This is a genomic window from Vibrio sp. 1CM8B (assembly GCF_023161685.1).
Lineage (GTDB): Bacteria > Pseudomonadota > Gammaproteobacteria > Enterobacterales > Vibrionaceae > Vibrio > Vibrio coralliirubri.
Genome location: NZ_JALNTU010000004.1, coordinates 279,534 through 295,447 on the forward strand (window position 1 = coordinate 279,534; position 15,914 = coordinate 295,447).

The 15,914-nt window shown below is 44.4% G+C and carries 14 protein-coding genes; 6 read left to right on the top strand and 8 right to left on the bottom strand.

Annotated elements, in window-relative coordinates:
• Window positions 1-15 precede the first annotated feature (15 nt).
• Together MSG36_RS10170 and MSG36_RS10175 are read left to right on the top strand one after the other, a co-directional pair.
• Window positions 16-636 carry a glutathione S-transferase gene (locus tag MSG36_RS10170; protein ID WP_050634257.1) on the top strand — a complete coding sequence of 207 codons (621 nt, stop codon included), beginning with the start codon at window positions 16-18 and terminating at the stop codon, window positions 634-636.
• Between the two features lie 150 nt (window positions 637-786).
• On the top strand, window positions 787-2,463 hold the full coding sequence (locus MSG36_RS10175) for an RluA family pseudouridine synthase (protein ID WP_248367598.1): 1,677 nt from the start codon (window positions 787-789) through the stop codon (window positions 2,461-2,463).
• Window positions 2,464-2,542: 79 nt separating this feature from the next.
• Here the strand turns inward: MSG36_RS10175 and MSG36_RS10180 are convergent, their stop codons facing one another.
• Window positions 2,543-2,923: a DoxX family protein gene (locus MSG36_RS10180; protein WP_248367852.1), complete on the bottom strand. Its 381-nt coding sequence runs from the start codon at window positions 2,921-2,923 to the stop codon at window positions 2,543-2,545.
• Window positions 2,924-3,040: 117 nt separating this feature from the next.
• On the opposite strand from MSG36_RS10180, the gene MSG36_RS10185 reads away from it, so the two are divergent.
• Window positions 3,041-3,937 (top strand): LysR family transcriptional regulator, encoded by an 897-nt coding sequence (locus tag MSG36_RS10185; RefSeq protein WP_248367601.1) that lies wholly within the window; start codon window positions 3,041-3,043, stop codon window positions 3,935-3,937.
• A 51-nt stretch (window positions 3,938-3,988) separates the two neighbouring features.
• Here MSG36_RS10185 and MSG36_RS10190 read toward each other — a convergent pair whose 3' ends face one another.
• The 3 genes from MSG36_RS10190 to MSG36_RS10200 form a co-directional block, all read right to left on the bottom strand.
• On the bottom strand, window positions 3,989-4,282 hold the full coding sequence (locus tag MSG36_RS10190; protein ID WP_081090056.1) for a YkgJ family cysteine cluster protein: 294 nt from the start codon (window positions 4,280-4,282) through the stop codon (window positions 3,989-3,991).
• A 175-nt stretch (window positions 4,283-4,457) separates the two neighbouring features.
• Window positions 4,458-5,642, bottom strand: coding sequence for a D-alanyl-D-alanine carboxypeptidase family protein (locus MSG36_RS10195; protein WP_248367602.1), 1,185 nt, complete (start codon window positions 5,640-5,642; stop codon window positions 4,458-4,460).
• A gap of 178 nt (window positions 5,643-5,820) precedes the next feature.
• Window positions 5,821-6,408, bottom strand: a complete 588-nt coding sequence (locus tag MSG36_RS10200; RefSeq protein WP_248367603.1) for a DUF4136 domain-containing protein — start codon at window positions 6,406-6,408, stop codon at window positions 5,821-5,823.
• Between the two features lie 268 nt (window positions 6,409-6,676).
• Between MSG36_RS10200 and MSG36_RS10205 the strand changes: the two genes are divergently transcribed.
• Window positions 6,677-6,931, top strand: a complete 255-nt coding sequence (locus tag MSG36_RS10205) for a YgjV family protein (protein ID WP_017068159.1) — start codon at window positions 6,677-6,679, stop codon at window positions 6,929-6,931.
• A 135-nt stretch (window positions 6,932-7,066) separates the two neighbouring features.
• On the opposite strand, the gene MSG36_RS10210 is transcribed toward MSG36_RS10205, so the two are convergent.
• A complete protein-coding gene (locus tag MSG36_RS10210; RefSeq protein WP_050646202.1) occupies window positions 7,067-8,530 on the bottom strand; it encodes a sensor domain-containing diguanylate cyclase in 1,464 nt (487 codons plus the stop codon).
• A 295-nt stretch (window positions 8,531-8,825) separates the two neighbouring features.
• A complete protein-coding gene (locus MSG36_RS10215; RefSeq protein ID WP_248367604.1) occupies window positions 8,826-11,993 on the bottom strand; it encodes a glycosyl hydrolase family 18 protein in 3,168 nt (1,055 codons plus the stop codon).
• Between the two features lie 451 nt (window positions 11,994-12,444).
• Between MSG36_RS10215 and MSG36_RS10220 the strand changes: the two genes are divergently transcribed.
• Entirely contained in the window at window positions 12,445-14,031 is a 1,587-nt protein-coding gene (locus MSG36_RS10220) for a BCCT family transporter (RefSeq protein ID WP_048606304.1), read from the top strand.
• Window positions 14,032-14,182: 151 nt separating this feature from the next.
• Here MSG36_RS10220 and MSG36_RS10225 read toward each other — a convergent pair whose 3' ends face one another.
• A complete protein-coding gene (locus MSG36_RS10225; RefSeq protein WP_017062654.1) occupies window positions 14,183-14,545 on the bottom strand; it encodes a RidA family protein in 363 nt (120 codons plus the stop codon).
• 281 nt (window positions 14,546-14,826) lie between these two features.
• Here MSG36_RS10225 and MSG36_RS10230 point away from each other — a divergent pair, with 281 nt between their 5' ends.
• Window positions 14,827-15,273, top strand: coding sequence for a DUF417 family protein (locus MSG36_RS10230; protein WP_017108085.1), 447 nt, complete (start codon window positions 14,827-14,829; stop codon window positions 15,271-15,273).
• Window positions 15,274-15,361: 88 nt separating this feature from the next.
• Here MSG36_RS10230 and MSG36_RS10235 read toward each other — a convergent pair whose 3' ends face one another.
• Window positions 15,362-15,838, bottom strand: coding sequence for a hypothetical protein (locus MSG36_RS10235; protein WP_248367605.1), 477 nt, complete (start codon window positions 15,836-15,838; stop codon window positions 15,362-15,364).
• Window positions 15,839-15,914: the final 76 nt, after the last annotated feature.

The following is a 15,914-nucleotide window of genomic DNA, read 5'->3' on the forward strand; positions in this document are numbered from 1 at the left end:
TAACTAGGTAGAATCATGATTACTTTGCATCACCTGAATAAGTCGCGCTCAAAGCGCATCATCTGGCTATTGGAAGAGCTTGGAGTAGATTACCAAATCAAACCCTACCAACGAGACAGTGTCACTTTTCTTGCACCACCAGAACTCAAATCCATTCACCCATTGGGTAAATCTCCTGTCATTGAAGACGATGGTGTCGTGATCACTGAATCTGGTGCTATCACGGAATACCTAATCGACAAATACGGTCAGGGTAAGTTCGCACCTACACGCGGCACCGCAGACTACGTCGAATATTCGCAGTGGCTTCACTTCGCTGAGAGCTCAGGTATTTTGCCAATGTTGCTTAAGATCTTTGTGATGAAAGACGGCTGTGAAACTAACTTCCTAGGCGGTTATGCAGACGATGAAAACCAAAAGATCTTAACTTACGTGAATAATGCACTTGAAGGTAAAACCTACTTGGTTGCAGACACACTAACAGGTGCAGATTTTATGATGTCGTTCATCGTAGAAATCGTGGGTAACTTTGGTGCAACTGCGCTTTACCCTAACATTGCTAAATACGGCGAGCTTTTAAAGAGCCACCCTGCTTACCAAAAAGCTGAGCAAGTAGAGCTAGAACACTCGAACTGATCGAGTTTCACTCAAACGCGTGCTTTCCAGGGTAAACACGAGAAACTAAATCAAGCCAAAGCCGATTTATCTTCTGCTTTGGCTTCTCATTTGTCTTCATTTCGACAACAATACCGAACTCTAACTGAATAGCCATAGAGTTTGATCTTAATGCCAGCAAACCTCGCTCAATACACACCTCTGCACCTAGCAAACACGAATGTCGATTTAGCGCTACCGACTCGCTTTACGTTCCCGTATTACTATACGCCGCACCCTGTGTGTGAACTCGCTATGTTGCAGCTTCAACAGTCACTTATCGACGGTGGTGTGAATGAAACCTCGCAAGGTAATCTCTACGCTGTGCTTCTTGTGCAGAATCCAACAACACAAGAGTTAGGTTACCTTTCTGCGTTTTCAGGCTTGCAGTTAGATGCGGCTTTGGTCTCTCAGTTAAACAACATTCACTTTGTTCCACCAGCCTTCGATTCAAAACAGTTTCACTCTCAAAACAGTGCGAACCTTGCTCACCAATTGCAACTTGCGGGTGACATTGAAAAGCTACAACAGTCGCACAACCTAGACGCATTATTGGCCAAGCTTGAAGGGTTAAAAATCGAATCAGCACAAGCTATCGAAGCCTTTCAGTTAGCTATGGCCGCGAATAAAGCCCAACGTAACGAACTCAGAGAGCAAGCAAACCAAGAAAAAGCATTAGGGAATCTAGAGTCGGCGACGAATTTGCTCAAACAACTGGGTAATCAAAGTAGCCAAGAGAAACGTGACCTAAAAGCACTTCGTATTGAGTGGAAACAGAAGATCGCAGAGCGCCAATCACACGTTAATTTGATTGAAAACGAACTGAAAAACCGTAAGCAAGATCACCAAGCAGTTTCACAGCTGTTGGAAACTCAACGCCTCTCTCACTATCGCTTTATCGATCAAGCCAAGCAATCTAAGAACTTGCTCGAATTACTCGATGGCAAAGACGCACTTGAAGGCTCTGGCGACTGCTGCCTACCTAAGTTGCTTAACTTTGCGTTTGAACACGGATTCAAGCCGTTAGCATTATCTGAATTTTGGTGGGGATTACCGCCTACAGATATCATTCGACAACACGCAAACCTCTACCCTGTTTGTCAGAGTAAAAGCTTTGAGATCCTCGAACACCAGCTAAGTGGCATAGAGCTAGAAGATAACCCGCTTATCGTGAACCCTGCTGTAGGTAAGTCTTTTGATATTGTTTATGAAGACGACGAGATCGTGGTCGTCAATAAGCCTGAAGAGTTCTTGTCGGTTCCCGGTAAGTTCATCGAAGATTCAGTTTATACCCGCATAAAAGCGCGTTACCCGGATGCGACTGGTCCTTTGATTATCCATAGATTGGATATGTCGACGTCAGGTTTGTTGATCTTGGCGCTCACGGCAGAGTCAAACAAGCACATTCAGAAGCAGTTCATTGATAGAACCGTAGAGAAGCGCTACACCGCTTTGTTAGATGGTGAGATAACGGGCGAATCTGGCGATATCAGCCTTCCTTTGCGCGGCGACATCACAGACAGACCAAGACAACTGGTTTGCCATCAACACGGCCGAAATGCAGAGACCCATTGGCAAGCGGTGAGCACTCATAATGGCAAAACCAAGGTTCACCTGTACCCTAAAACAGGGCGAACCCACCAGCTGCGAGTACACTGCGCTCACCCATTAGGGCTTGGTGCACCTATTCGTGGTGACGACTTATACGGGTACAAACGCGAGCGCTTACACCTACACGCTGGCTACCTAAAGTTGATTCACCCGACAACCGGTGAATGGATGGAGTTTGAAGTATCTTCTGAGTTCTAAGCCGTTTCCATTTAGTAGGGCTTCGTGCCCTACTCTTATTTCCTTTGCCTCTCACCTCTATCGCTACATACGAATAAACTTAGTACGCTGCAATGACCAAGAAGCCAGAGCCCAACAGAGTCACCATCGCGGGAATACCATCCTTCCACGTATCGAATCTCAAGTGAAAGTAAATCGCCCCTAGTGAAGTACTCGCTAATATCAAACCTCCCATCAGTTGCGTATGTTCAGGTGCTAAACCAACCAAAGCACAGAGCAACAATACGGCTCCCGAAAACTCAACCATGCCAACTAGAAACATGATCACTCGGTTTAAACCATAACTTTTAAAAAAACCAAGTTGGATTTCGAACACTTTACGCTGCCAAGCAAGTGTCTTGATTGAGCTTGCCAATAAAAAGAACACCACCAGTAATACACTCACCACTGAAATCATATCGCCACCTTTCTTAAGAGTTATTAACGTCAGTGGGATTATTTAATCATTCATAAATCGAACGATAAATGCTAATTTTATGATAGTTAAGATTCCAATTTGGAATGGTTGAGTTTAGATAGCAGACATAAGGCAAGTGGAATGGATAAAATTGAGTGTATTCGTATCTTCGTGGAAACTGCGCAGCTGAACAGTTTTACTGCTACTGCCAATAAACTCGACATGACACAAAGTGCCGTCAGTAAAAAGATTGCGTGGTTAGAAAGTGATTTAGGAATGACGCTATTTCAGCGAAACAGTCGCAAAATATCCCTAACTCATGCAGGAAAAGACTACCTCACTTACTGTGTCCGCTTCCTAGAAGAAATGTCCGCAATAGAAAGTCAGCTCAAGCGAGAAACTGAGTCCGTAGAAGGTGAATTGAAAATATCCGCTCCAAGTGCCTTTTCAACCATGTTACTCAGTGAACCGCTTCAAGCATTCATTGAACAACATCCGGGGATACGGATTAATCTCAGTGTTGACGACCGTATCGTTAATCTCAATGAACACAATATTGATGTCGCCATCCGCGCATCACAGCTGAAAGACTCAGGGCTAAAAGCGCGCTTGCTGTTTAATAACAAAGTTCACTACTTCGCCTCACCCGAATACCTAGAGAAACACGGAGCACCGCAACAGCCTCAAGAATTAATCAAACACCACTGCTTAACTTATTCACTGATGACGCCTGTGAATGAGTGGCGTTTTACCGACAAGAGCCACAAAGCCAGCAGTATTAAAGTAAATCAAATATTCACTTCAGACAGCCCAGAAATGCTGCTTAAGATGTCTCGTCAAGGTTTAGGTATTGTCGCTTTGCCGAATTGGATGGGTAAAGAGTTTGTAGAGAAAGGGGAATTAATACGGTTGTTGACAGATTGGAGTAATGACCAGTTACCAATGTACGCGGTGTATCATGCGAGCGACTATTTGCCCCAAAGAATCCGAGTGTTTATCGATTTTCTTGCGGAGTATTTGAGTTCAAGAAATAGTTAAAGCTCTAAGAACAGCTAGAGCTCAACTGAGATCGATAGCTAAGATAAAGTCCTAGCCCATTACATCCTTGCGCTGATCAACGCATTCATAAGAGCCCATTTCGAACTCACGACAGATCCATGGTCGGTTTTCATAGATAGTACACATCAGTGTTTCTCTATCTACCGCAGAACACCAGCCGTCATCTAAGCGCTTCATGGTTTCTCCGCCCCATTCATCGTAAGCGATGTGCTCTTCAGGTACGCCCGTATCTGTGATGATCATAACCTCTAAACGACAACAGCATGCCTGACAATTGGCACAGGTTACTTCGGGTTCGGTTACGTTCTTTATCTCTATCGTCATAAGTGACTACACTGCTAAATTTTGCGTATAGTAATCGAAACCGCCCGCCACGGCTAATAAAGATAGTGCGGCGCGGCGTTTTCATTGATGTAGAAATAACAAAGGGCGCTGTGATTCACTCACAACACCCATAATATTTCGACTTTTCAGCGCGGCTTATCGCCACAAGCTCTATTTAGAATAGGCTCGCGAAGAACAGCTTAACGTAGTCCATTAAACGTTTGAACAAACCGCCCTGTTCAACCGCTTCAAGCGCGATCAAAGGCTGAGTTTGAACATCTTCACCATCAACAGTGTAATGAACCACACCTAGAGTTTGACCTTCTGTAATCGGCGCTTTCAGTTCAGAGTTAAGCTCGATAGATGCAGTCAGCTTTTTGCTGTCCGACTTAGGCAACGTAATGAACGTGTCTTCTGCCACACCTAGTTTCAATGTGTCTTGCTCACCAAACCATACCTTCTCTTCAGCCACTTGATCGCCGCCTTTGTGCGGGTTTAGTGTATCGAAGAAACGGAAACCATAGCTCAACAGCTGTTTGCTGTCTGATTCACGGCTCTTAACGCTTGATGCGCCCATCACAACCGCGATAAGTCTCATCTCACCTTGTGTCGCTGAACTCGCCAAACTGTAGCCAGCACCAGAGGTGTAGCCCGTTTTCATGCCATCAACGGTTAAGCTTCTATCACGCAACAAGCCATTACGGTTATGCTGTGTGATTCCGTTGTAACTGAAAGAGCGCTCGCTGTATAAGCCATACACATCCGGTAAATCACGAATAATGGCACGACCGAGTAGCGCTATATCATAAGGAGTCGAATAGAGATCGTCAGCGTCTAAACCATGTGCATTGGCAAAATGGGTGTTTTCTAGCTTCAGAGAGGTCGCCCAAGAGTTCATCAGGTCGACGAATGCATCTTGCGAGCCCGCAACGTGTTCCGCAATCGCAACACTCGCATCGTTACCGGATTGAATAATCAAACCACGATAAAGGTCCATCATTGCTACATCAGTGTTTACTTCGATGAACATTTTTGAGGAGTCTGGGAAGTTCTTCGCCCACGCATTTTCACTGATTCGTACCTGATCATCGGCAGAAATGTTGCCTCGCTTCATCTCTTGACCTGCCACATAGCTGGTCATCAGTTTGGTCAAGCTCGCTGGGTTTAACTTAGTGTGTGCGTTTTTTTCTACCAGCACATCACTAGAATTAAAATCAATTAACACATACCCTTTTGCGCCTAGGCTAGGTGGGCTCGGTACTATAGAAGGTGCTGCGATAGCTGCATTACTTACCATCGCTGCGTTACTTACAATGAATATACTTAATAGAGGGAGAGAGTATTTGGAAAACAGTTTCATTGAATCAAACCTAAGTTAACGTTTTGAGCAGTATAGACAAATGCTAGCAAAAGAAGCGCGAACTTTACGTTGCTTTACGTATTTGTACCATTCGTTACAAATAAAAAAGTATAATCTGCGATCTGACCATATTTTCAACAACTAATATTGACTCAACAAATACATCTAACGCCTAATTCTATCGCTCAGGCATACGTCTAAATAACATTTCAACAAAGCCAGTAATACGCTGTTTGCTCTCGCTTGGCTCTAAATCAGGTTGGATGCCAGACTGTGCTAATGCTTGCCATTGTACGACCTCAGAGTTAGGTACGAAAAACGCAATGTACAACGATCCTTTCTCCGCAACTTTACCTTCACCATCGTAAAATGGCACACCAGTAGATAGCTTAATCGCATCGAAGATTGATTCATCGTTCAGTTCCGATTCTTCCGCTAATCCAAAGCCTACAACAACATCGCCGACACCATCCTGTTTTAACTGGTAACCTTTACTTGAGAGCTGTTCTTGAATCGAATCACGCACTAAATCGGTCACCACGGTTTCATCGTATTTTTGAGAAAAGTAAACCTTTTCTGATTCAGGGTGCCAAGAGTACGTCATCACGCCGTGTTTCATAAAATCAAAGTCACCGCTAGTGACCACACCATAATTGTGCGAGGGTGGTATTTCTTGCGTGGTGCATGCGGTCAGCCCAATAGCCATCAAAGCCAATAGTGCTGCTTTTGTTATGCTTTTTGTTGCACAAATGGATCGCTTTATCATTCGAGGCTTCCTTACCTATATAAGAATAACTATCAATTTAACCTCCAACATAAATAGTAATTATGTTAATAGAAAGGTCATTAAACGTTTGCGTAATCGCTAACCTTCACTTCTGTCCGTTTTGGGGGTTTAATCACAAAAACAGAGTTGGTATAGTTCACCCCGTTAAACAAAACCAGACCATTCGAGGCACGGAGCTTCCTCAATCATCTCATGAAGAGAAGAATTGGTACCGACAAAGTATCGGCAAATTTAAGAGGGTCAAACAATGGAATTCAATATGGTTGAAATTTTAGGTTACGCTGCGTCTATTATGGTCGCAATTTCATTAACAATGAAAGATATCGTTCGTCTGCGTGTCCTTAACTTTATTGGCTGTGCACTCTTCACAGCATACGGCATCATGATTGACGCATGGCCAGTTGCAGCCACCAACGGCTTTATCGCTTGTGTAAACATCTACTTCCTTGCAAAAATGCAAAAGGAAAAAAAAACGGAAGCGATGAAAGCAGCGAAAGCTTAAATTAGCGATTAGCCTTTCAAATAATTCTGAAAAAGCCCAAATAGAGCGATCTATTTGGGCTTTTTTGTGTCTGTCGTTCTCAAGAACTCGATTTGTGTGCACAAAACTTTTCAATCCAACGAGTCTTTCAACCAATCACATGTAAGCAACGTGATATTCGTTCTCTCGATACGCTTGAGTGTTGTTACGTCCACTCTCTTTTGCTTGATAAAGCGCTTTGTCGGCTTTATCGATAGCGGTTTCAATGTCAGTCAGTGCTTGTGTATGGCAACACCCAGCGCTGATAGTCACTGGCGACACCAAGCCTTGAAGTTGCTCAACACATAGCCGTAACGCCTCTGATAATTCGAATAACTCATGTTCATCACAATCAAACGTCACCAAAATAAACTCTTCACCGCCATAGCGTGCAATCAAACGACGACGGTTAACAAATCTCTTAAGTGACTTTGCGACCGCACAGATAACTCGATCGCCTTGAGCGTGACCATATTGATCGTTGACCCGTTTGAAATGGTCAATATCAAGCAAGATGACGCCGACATTCGTTATCGGATAAGGTGAATTCTGAGTAATTTTCAGTTTTAGCTGCTCGATAAAACTCCGTCGACTAGGAAGCCCAGTAAGGTAATCTAGGCTTGCCACATCCAAGATTTTGAGATGACGATGCCGCAGGTAAAGAACCAACACGACAATAATGCTCAACAAACTTACAACCAAAGCCATCAAACTAATAAACAACAGGCTATGATTTCGATTAAGCTCTTGCTCTAAGATACCTGCAGAAATGACCCAATTAAGATAAGGGTAAAACTTATAGAAGATTTTTTTGTTGGTCGTGCCACTATCACTGGAAATCGAGTAACTGAATTGACCTTCTGGTTTGGTGGCGATTCGATCAATAAGCAGTTCAGACGAGTAGCCTATTAAGGATTTCAATGATTTATGTTCATAATCCGGATGAAGCACTAAGTTACCTTGCAGATCGACAATGTATACATATCCGCTATCACCAAACGCGTACTTTCTAAGTTTGTCTTTTAAACCTTCAAGATCGACCAAATACATCAGTTCTTCTTTATAGGTCGTCGCAACCAAAGTGTTGCCACTCGGGAGCCTCATCGAATAAGCGACTTTGGCTCTACGGCTTATTTCATGAGGATTAGCGTGAAAGTACTCGATCATGCCAGAGTCAATAGTGAGCTGTTTTTGGATATGAGTAAGATGTCCGCGCTTCTGACCTTGCAAGAATGGATGATAAAGGTGGACGCCTTGGGGTGACATCAAATAGATATAACCCGATTGTCCAATATGCAATTCACGGGCAATTTGGCTTACCTGTTCAACTTCTTGTTCTGGCGTGGTATGCCATACATGAGACGCAACGGTATCCGTAATTCCTTTAAGATATGTCTTTATCGCCTCATTCACTGTGGTGTCGACAATATCGTAACTCGCGTTCACAATCGTACGAAAAAACAGTTGGTTAGATTCCAACAATGACCTTTCAGTTCGATTAAATTGAAAGGCAGAAAGAATCATCGACACGACGGCGAGCGCAATTGAAAAATTAAGAATGTATTTACGTCTGACTTTCAAGATTACCCCGTAGATTTATAATTTCAGGTAACGCTGTGACTTCTCTTATATACAGACTGTTTTATATCATGTTTTTATTTTTTACTGAACGAGTGTCGATATTTTCAAGGGTTTCTATACGCAATCTGTGACTTATGACAAAAACGCCGAACTGGATTCAGTTCGGCGTTTTAATTTTACGTTTAAATTGATGACTTAATTTATACTAACATCCTGATAAATAGACTTAAAAGCATTCGCATTTATTACCTATTACTACGATCTATTGTCTATAAAGAGATTACTTAGCATTAAATTAAGAACAAACTTGAGTCCAGCTACCGTCGCTACCCGGTTCAGAACTTGTCCACCAGTTTGCTTGATAAACACTACCGTTATGAACCACTTGGTCGCCTGTGTTTGCGTGGCTTGGGTTACCCGCCCAATCTTTCTGAGGTAAGTCTGGGTAAACCGCTAAACCTGCTGTATCACATGTACCTGGGTTGGTGCCACCATCGCCAGGGTTACCGCCACCTGAACTGATATCACCTAATGGTAGATCTGGCTGCTCAAAGCTAAACGCGTAATCAACGCCACCGACATTCACCGCGTAGTTAGCAGGGCCAGAAATTGGCAAGTAATACACCATGTCTAGCTCATACACACCACCAGCTGGAAGCTCTTCCCATGTCGGCAAAGTAAACGCCACTCGGTGCATGGTTCCATCTAGTCCACCGATGTTATCCGCACGAGTATGACCTGAAGCAATCACGGTCAAACCACCACCCGATTGATCTTTCGCGTTATCAGGTGCAGATACTGGGATATCGAATTGGAACTCAGTTCCACCCGGAAGAGCTTGCCCTGTGTTGTTCGTAAACGTGATCTTAGGGTTAATTGGGTAGTTTTGGTCACCCACTTTGAAGCCACCAACCGATACCGAAATATCTAATGCTTCTGTTGGAATAGCACCCGTCGCTACTTTGTTTCCGTATGGAGTCGCAGACTTAAACTTATCGTAGATAGCTTTCGTCATGGTGTTACCCATGTGGAACTCACCGTTACCACTATTACACGCTTGCTCAGTCGTATCGATAGAGGTTCGGTTGCCATTCGCATCGAGTACATAACAGTTGTAATCCCCTGCTAGTTCCCAGAACATGATGCCGCCGATCTCTTTGTCGATAACGTAGTCCGCTTTCACGTCGATAGACTGTTTATCTTCCGTTGAAAGGAATACGCCCTTCTCTGCGTTCCACAACCAAGGCGCAACAGCCACGCTGTCATAGTTTCTCGTGTAAGTGCCAGTTAGAACATCTGAAGGATCATTCACTGGATCAAGCTTGTAAGCTTCAGCGTAAGAACCCCAAATACCTTTCTCTAGGTTCTTCGCATGCCACATTGGGTTAGAACCCGCGCCCATTTCGTTGCCTTTTGGATCGGTATCGTGCCACATGTTATCGATACCAATAGCGCCATGGCCACAGTTGTTTTTCTCGCCTTCCCCAGTGCCCGCTGAACATTCAGATTGGTTTGGCAGTGCTGCTCGGCCCCAAAGACCATTCTCACCACCCGTTACGCCTTGCCAACCACGAGTGTAGTAAGGCACACCGATGTTAATACGGCCTGCTGGCATAGAACCACGGAAGTAATGGTAAGCCCAATCCGTGTTCAGATAACCAATACCACCGTAAGCCGCCGTGCCGTAAACGTTCCATTGCGCTAGCTCTGAATCTTTACCTGTATCAAACAAGGCTGCGTTATGACCTACGTGATCGTTCCACGCACCGTGAAGGTCGTAAGACATGATGTTCACGTAATCGAGGTACTTGGTTACATCGAATGTTTCCATACCGCGTAACAGGTAACCAGAAGAAGGCGCCGCGATCGTTAACATGTAGTGATTGCCATCTTGCGCAGAGGCTGCATCAAGCTTCTCACGTAGCACTTTCATCAACACTTGGTACGAAGCCCATAGGTATTGACGACGCGGCTCCATGAAGTCTTTGTCGTATGGATTACCGGCACCTGCCATTGAGGTTGGGTATTCGTAATCGATATCCAGACCATCGAACTGGTATTTACGCAACATTTCAACCGCGGAAGTGGCGAATGTTTCGATACCTTGATGATTGATAGAGCCATCGGCATTGGTTGTCATTGTGTAGAAACCGCCATCAGCCACTCGACTGCCGTCAGTCGCGAAGTGACCACCGGTTTCTGCCCAACCACCGATTGAGATTAGCGTTTTCACGCCATGTTTTTTCTTCGCTGTCGCTAATGCACCAAAGTGACCTTTGAAGCCTAATGCAGGATCAACTTCCACACCCGGCCACTCTTTGCCAACCGCTGCGTTTTCAGGATCATTCACATCACCGACGTTTACTTTGCCATCTGAGCCGATGCTCACAAAAGCGTAGTTAATGTGTGTGAGTTGTTCCCAAGGGATGTCATTTACTAAGTAAGCCGCTTGTGGGTCATCCCCTGCACGCCAACTTGTGAAGTAACCAATAACACGACGTGGGTGATCCGCGCCCATTTTCTCACGACCTTCATCATCGTAAATCGTACAGTAAGGAACATCGACACCTTGAGTTTGATATAAGCCATCAGGGCGACATGTGCTCACTGTTGGAGCGCCATTCACAGTCAACGATGCCAACGCAGAATCTGCAGTCGCACCTTGGTCGTCTGTTGCTTTTGCGTAAACCGCTAAAGAACCCGCTTGAGTCGTTGTGTAATCTAACGTGTAAGGGCTCGTTGCTGCTGTACCCACAAGAGCACCCGCTACGTAGAAATCAACCTTATCAACCGTGCCATCGCTATCTGCTGCCGTTGCTGTCAGTGTGACTACACCACCAACATCAACAGATGTCACTGAAAGTGCAACTGAAACTGTCGGTGCTTCATTCCCTGGTTGTGCTGAATCAACAGAGACAGAAACCGCACTTGCAACACTTGCTGCGCCTTCATTATCCGTTGCAACAACAGAAACCTGATGATTACCCGACGTTGCAGCCCAAGTCGCTTCGAAAGGTGCCGCTGTGACTACCGCAACTGATGTGCCATCAACAAAGAACTCAACCGAAGCCACACTGCCATCAGAATCTAGTGCTGTTGCACTCAATACAACATTATCGCCTTCAGTAATCACGTCAGAAGCAGAGGGTGCCGTTAATGAAGCCGTTGGTACTTCATTTGGCGTACCGCCACCTCCGTCGCCGCTACACACATCGACTTTCTTCCATTGTGCGTAGTCGCCTTCAAATTGGCTTGGGTTGTTATTTTGATTCCAGTAATTTGCCGTATAAGCACTGCCGTCATGTGAAACCTGATCACCACCTGTGTATACAGTGGCAGAGTCCCACGTTTCTAACGTTGAGCAATCCACAGCCGCATAGCTGTTGAACGCCATTAAGCATGACGCGGTGAGCGTACTGAGTGTAAAAACCTTCTTGGCCACTCTTCCTTGATTTAGGTGCATGTTAGCTATCCCTTAAGTTGTTGTTTCAAGATGTTTAATTTAAATGGGACTTTCCTCGCCACTTAAATCTCTTCGCAAAACAACTGTAGGTAACAGCGCCAATTTAACACCTAAAATATTCAGTATTTATAAAATGACTCGCATTAATTTGTTTATAGCATGCAATGAGTCGACACTTATTTTGCACCAACAACTAATATTAATTTATTTCGGAAAGCTAAAAAATAACGTCTCAAAAATCAGAAATGTGATTTGGATTCGAGAAAAAAATTCGTATCAAAACTAGCCAAAAAGTAGTGATTTAAAGGCGATTTGGGATTCTTTTGGGAATTCGCCCACTTTTTGATAACAAATGTGTTAGTATCGGCGGCTTTTTTGACGAACCTCACATTTCTATGCAAGTGTGGGAGAAATACATAGGCTTGAAAGAGCCAAATATAGCGAAGAAATAATGTCCAACTTGACGCAAGTCGCCAACGAAAACATCAACGCAGAATCTACTTCTATCGATTTCAATAAAGCTCAATCTTTGGGTGAAAAACTGGAACTCGGAAACCCAGTCTTTTGGCTTAGTGGCAGTTTTTTAACCCTCTTTGTCATCCTAGCCTTCACCAACACCTCCGTGTTGTCCGAACTTGTAAACATCGGCTTTAGTTATTCAACTAAATGGTTCGGTGCTTTCTGGCAAGTCCTACTACTTCTCAACTTCATTATCGGTTTAGTGCTTGCACTAGGTCGCACCGGCCACGTTCGCTTAGGAACGCTTGCTCTACCTGAAATGACCACCTTTAAATGGATGTCTATCGTCCTATGTACGTTGCTAGCCGGCGGTGGTGTGTTCTGGGCAGCCGCAGAGCCTATCGCTCACTTTGTTTCAGCTCCGCCACTGTATGGCAACGCAGATCCTCAAGCGATGGCGTTCAATGCTCTATCACAATCTTTCATGCACTGGGGTTTCCTTGCATGGGCAATCTTAGGTGGCTTGTCTTCCATCGTGTTAATGCACCTGCATTACGACAAAGGTCTTCCTCTTAAGCCACGCACGCTGCTTTACCCAGTACTTGGTGACAAAGCGATTAACAGCTGGGTTGGTAACGTTGTCGACGCATGCAGCATCGTGGCTGTAGCCGCAGGTACTATCGGCCCTATCGGCTTCCTTGGCCTACAAATCAGCTACGCGCTAAGCGAACTGTTTGGCATTTCAGACAGCTTTGCAACTCAGAGTGTTGTTATTATCTTTGCTATCGCAATGTACACACTGTCTGCATTGAGTGGCGTGAACAAAGGTATCCAACTGGTCAGCCGTTACAACATCATCTTATCAGTGTGCCTAATCGGCTACATTCTGCTAGTAGGCCCAACGAGCTTCATCGTTGATGGCTACCTGCAAGGTATGGGCGAAATGGTTGATAACTTCATCCCAATGGCGCTATACCGCCAAGATACAGCATGGCTAGGCGGCTGGACGGTATTCTTCTGGGGGTGGTTCTTAGGTTATGGCCCAATGATGGCTATCTTCATTGCTCGCATCTCACGTGGCCGTACTATTCGCCAAATGATCGTTTCTATCAGCATCGTTGCACCGCTTGTAACGTGTTTCTGGTTCAGCATCGTTGGTGGTAGTGGTCTAGCGTTTGAATTAGAGAACCCAGGTGTGATTTCTAGCGCGTTCGAAGGCTTTAACCTTCCAGCTGTTCTTCTAGCAATTACAGCACAACTGCCGTTTCCTACTTTGATTGCGATTTTGTTCTTGATCCTGACGACCACGTTCATCGTGACAACAGGTGACTCAATGACTTACACAATCAGTGTGGTAATGACAGGAACAACAGAGCCAAACGCAGCCGTACGTACCTTCTGGGGTATCATCATGGGTGCGGTAGCGATCGCACTCATCTCAATGGGCTCTGGCGGCATCTCCGCTCTACAGTCGTTCATTGTAATCACTGCGGTTCCTGTTTCGTTCATCTTACTGCCATGCTTATGGCACGCTCCGAAGATCGCGAAGCAGATGGCAAGAGATCAAGGTCTCGCTTAATGCCTAATCCGATTTAGTTTCGGATAGCATAGAACACTAAAAAGCCACTCAAGTGATTCACCCGAGTGGCTTTGTTTTATCTGCTCGCTGTCTAATTGATTGGCTGATTAGCGTTTATATCGACGAAGCTAATTTCTACCGATAGTTCGCCTTATTGAAACTTTTCACCCGCAGCAACCATGAATGACATTTCAACCAATAGTTCAGGGTTAGCAAGCTCTGCTTTCACGCATGCACGGCTTGGAGCACAGCCTTCAGGGAACCACGCTTCCCAAACTTCATTTAGTGCATCAAAGTTAGCGAAATCCGTTAGGTAAATAGTCACCGACAATACGCGAGATTTGTCGCTATCGACCAAACTCATCATTTCTTCAGCTTGTTCGAAGATTTGCTGAACCTGACTCTTAATTCCTGCCGTTGTATCCGTCTCTGCCACTTCCACAAAGCTTGCGATACCGTTAAAAACAGTTACATCAGACCAACGTTTGGTCGGGTTAATTCTATGAATTTTCACTGGTTATACTCTTCTTATAATTAGGATGAACATCAGCGTAATCTAATCCAAATCGCGAATGTTGAAAACAAAAATTGCAAAGCTCGCGGTACCTTTTGAACAGCACTATCGCCTACCCATTGCTTTGGCTTTCAACATCACTAGCCTTTAAGTTCCTATCGAGACAATAAGTCGTTACCTATTAAGTTTTTAGATAAATATATTAAGTATTATTCACGGCGCGAAATTTAATCTGAGCTCTTGCGGTCATATTCAGGGATTTTATTAAATGGAGTATTTTTATGCATGTTCAAACCTATGATTTAAAACAGAGTAATGTGGGATACAACCTAGGCGTGATTGGCGTAGCATTGGTGTTAGCTTGGATTGGTATTTACAAGTTCACACCAACTGAAGCGATGCTCATTGAACCGCTAATCGCAAATCATCCTGCAATGAACTGGCTTTACAATCTGTTCTCAGTCCAAGCTGTGTCTAACATGGTGGGTGGCGCGGAGATCATTGTCGCGATTGGATTGATCGTTGGATTTAAGAAGCCGACAGTAGCTTTCTATTCAGGCATTGCGGCAGCGGCTATCTTTGTTGTGACACTTAGCTTCCTGATTACAACGCCAAACGCTTGGAAAGTATCGGATGGCATCTTAGTCACTAACTTCTTTTTAGTGAAAGACATCCTGTTTTTAGCGATCGCAATTAGCGTAATCGAACGGAATAAACCTCAGAAATAACTGTAAACCTAGAAGTAACCTTAAACCTTGAAATAAAAAGGCTCGAAGCTGGCTAGAAGGACGCTGCCAGCTTCTAATGTATAAAGATTTACTTTGCACTAGTATCGTGATTAAAGCGCTGTCTCGTTACCAATCCCCATTTTTCGTCTTGGTATTGATCTTCTACGTAATTATCTGAGGTGTAGTCGCTAACAACCTCTCTCCAGAACTTAACTGCATGCTCTGCGCCCAGTACTTGCTTGATCTCCCAACTGCCTTGGAGATGTTCAAACAACTCACAGATAAACTGCTTGCCGACTTTATTTTTTCTAAAATAAGGCACCACATAGAAGTCGCAAATCTCAAACTCATTTGGGGCTTTAGTTTCAATGGCTGTTAATGCAGCAGGAACACCGTCGATGTAAAGTAAATAGCCCGTTACGGTATCGCCAAGCGTCGGATAAATCTCAAACAAGCCATACTCGTCTGGCTTATCGCCGATGATCTTTGAAAACTCGGCCGCATAGCCCTGATACAAATTCGCATATACCTGCTGATTGCCACTATAGACTGTCACAATGTTCATAAACTGATCTCTGTATTGTTTCGCACCACAATTGGTGTGAGCTCATCTTGTCTAAACCTATTATCTCATTGATCAT

Bases quoted from the DNA above. Each gene is read 5' to 3' on its own strand.
- MSG36_RS10170 (WP_050634257.1), top strand. From the start codon at position 16: ATGATTACTTTGCATCACCTGAATAAGTCGCGCTCAAAGCGCATCATC.
- MSG36_RS10175 (WP_248367598.1), top strand. From the start codon at position 787: ATGCCAGCAAACCTCGCTCAATACACACCTCTGCACCTAGCAAACACG.
- MSG36_RS10185 (WP_248367601.1), top strand. From the start codon at position 3,041: ATGGATAAAATTGAGTGTATTCGTATCTTCGTGGAAACTGCGCAGCTG.
- MSG36_RS10190 (WP_081090056.1), bottom strand. From the start codon at position 4,282: ATGACGATAGAGATAAAGAACGTAACCGAACCCGAAGTAACCTGTGCC.
- MSG36_RS10195 (WP_248367602.1), bottom strand. From the start codon at position 5,642: ATGAAACTGTTTTCCAAATACTCTCTCCCTCTATTAAGTATATTCATT.
- MSG36_RS10200 (WP_248367603.1), bottom strand. From the start codon at position 6,408: ATGATAAAGCGATCCATTTGTGCAACAAAAAGCATAACAAAAGCAGCA.
- MSG36_RS10205 (WP_017068159.1), top strand. From the start codon at position 6,677: ATGGAATTCAATATGGTTGAAATTTTAGGTTACGCTGCGTCTATTATG.
- MSG36_RS10215 (WP_248367604.1), bottom strand. From the start codon at position 11,993: ATGCACCTAAATCAAGGAAGAGTGGCCAAGAAGGTTTTTACACTCAGT.
- MSG36_RS10220 (WP_048606304.1), top strand. From the start codon at position 12,445: ATGTCCAACTTGACGCAAGTCGCCAACGAAAACATCAACGCAGAATCT.
- MSG36_RS10230 (WP_017108085.1), top strand. From the start codon at position 14,827: ATGCATGTTCAAACCTATGATTTAAAACAGAGTAATGTGGGATACAAC.
- MSG36_RS10235 (WP_248367605.1), bottom strand. From the start codon at position 15,838: ATGAACATTGTGACAGTCTATAGTGGCAATCAGCAGGTATATGCGAAT.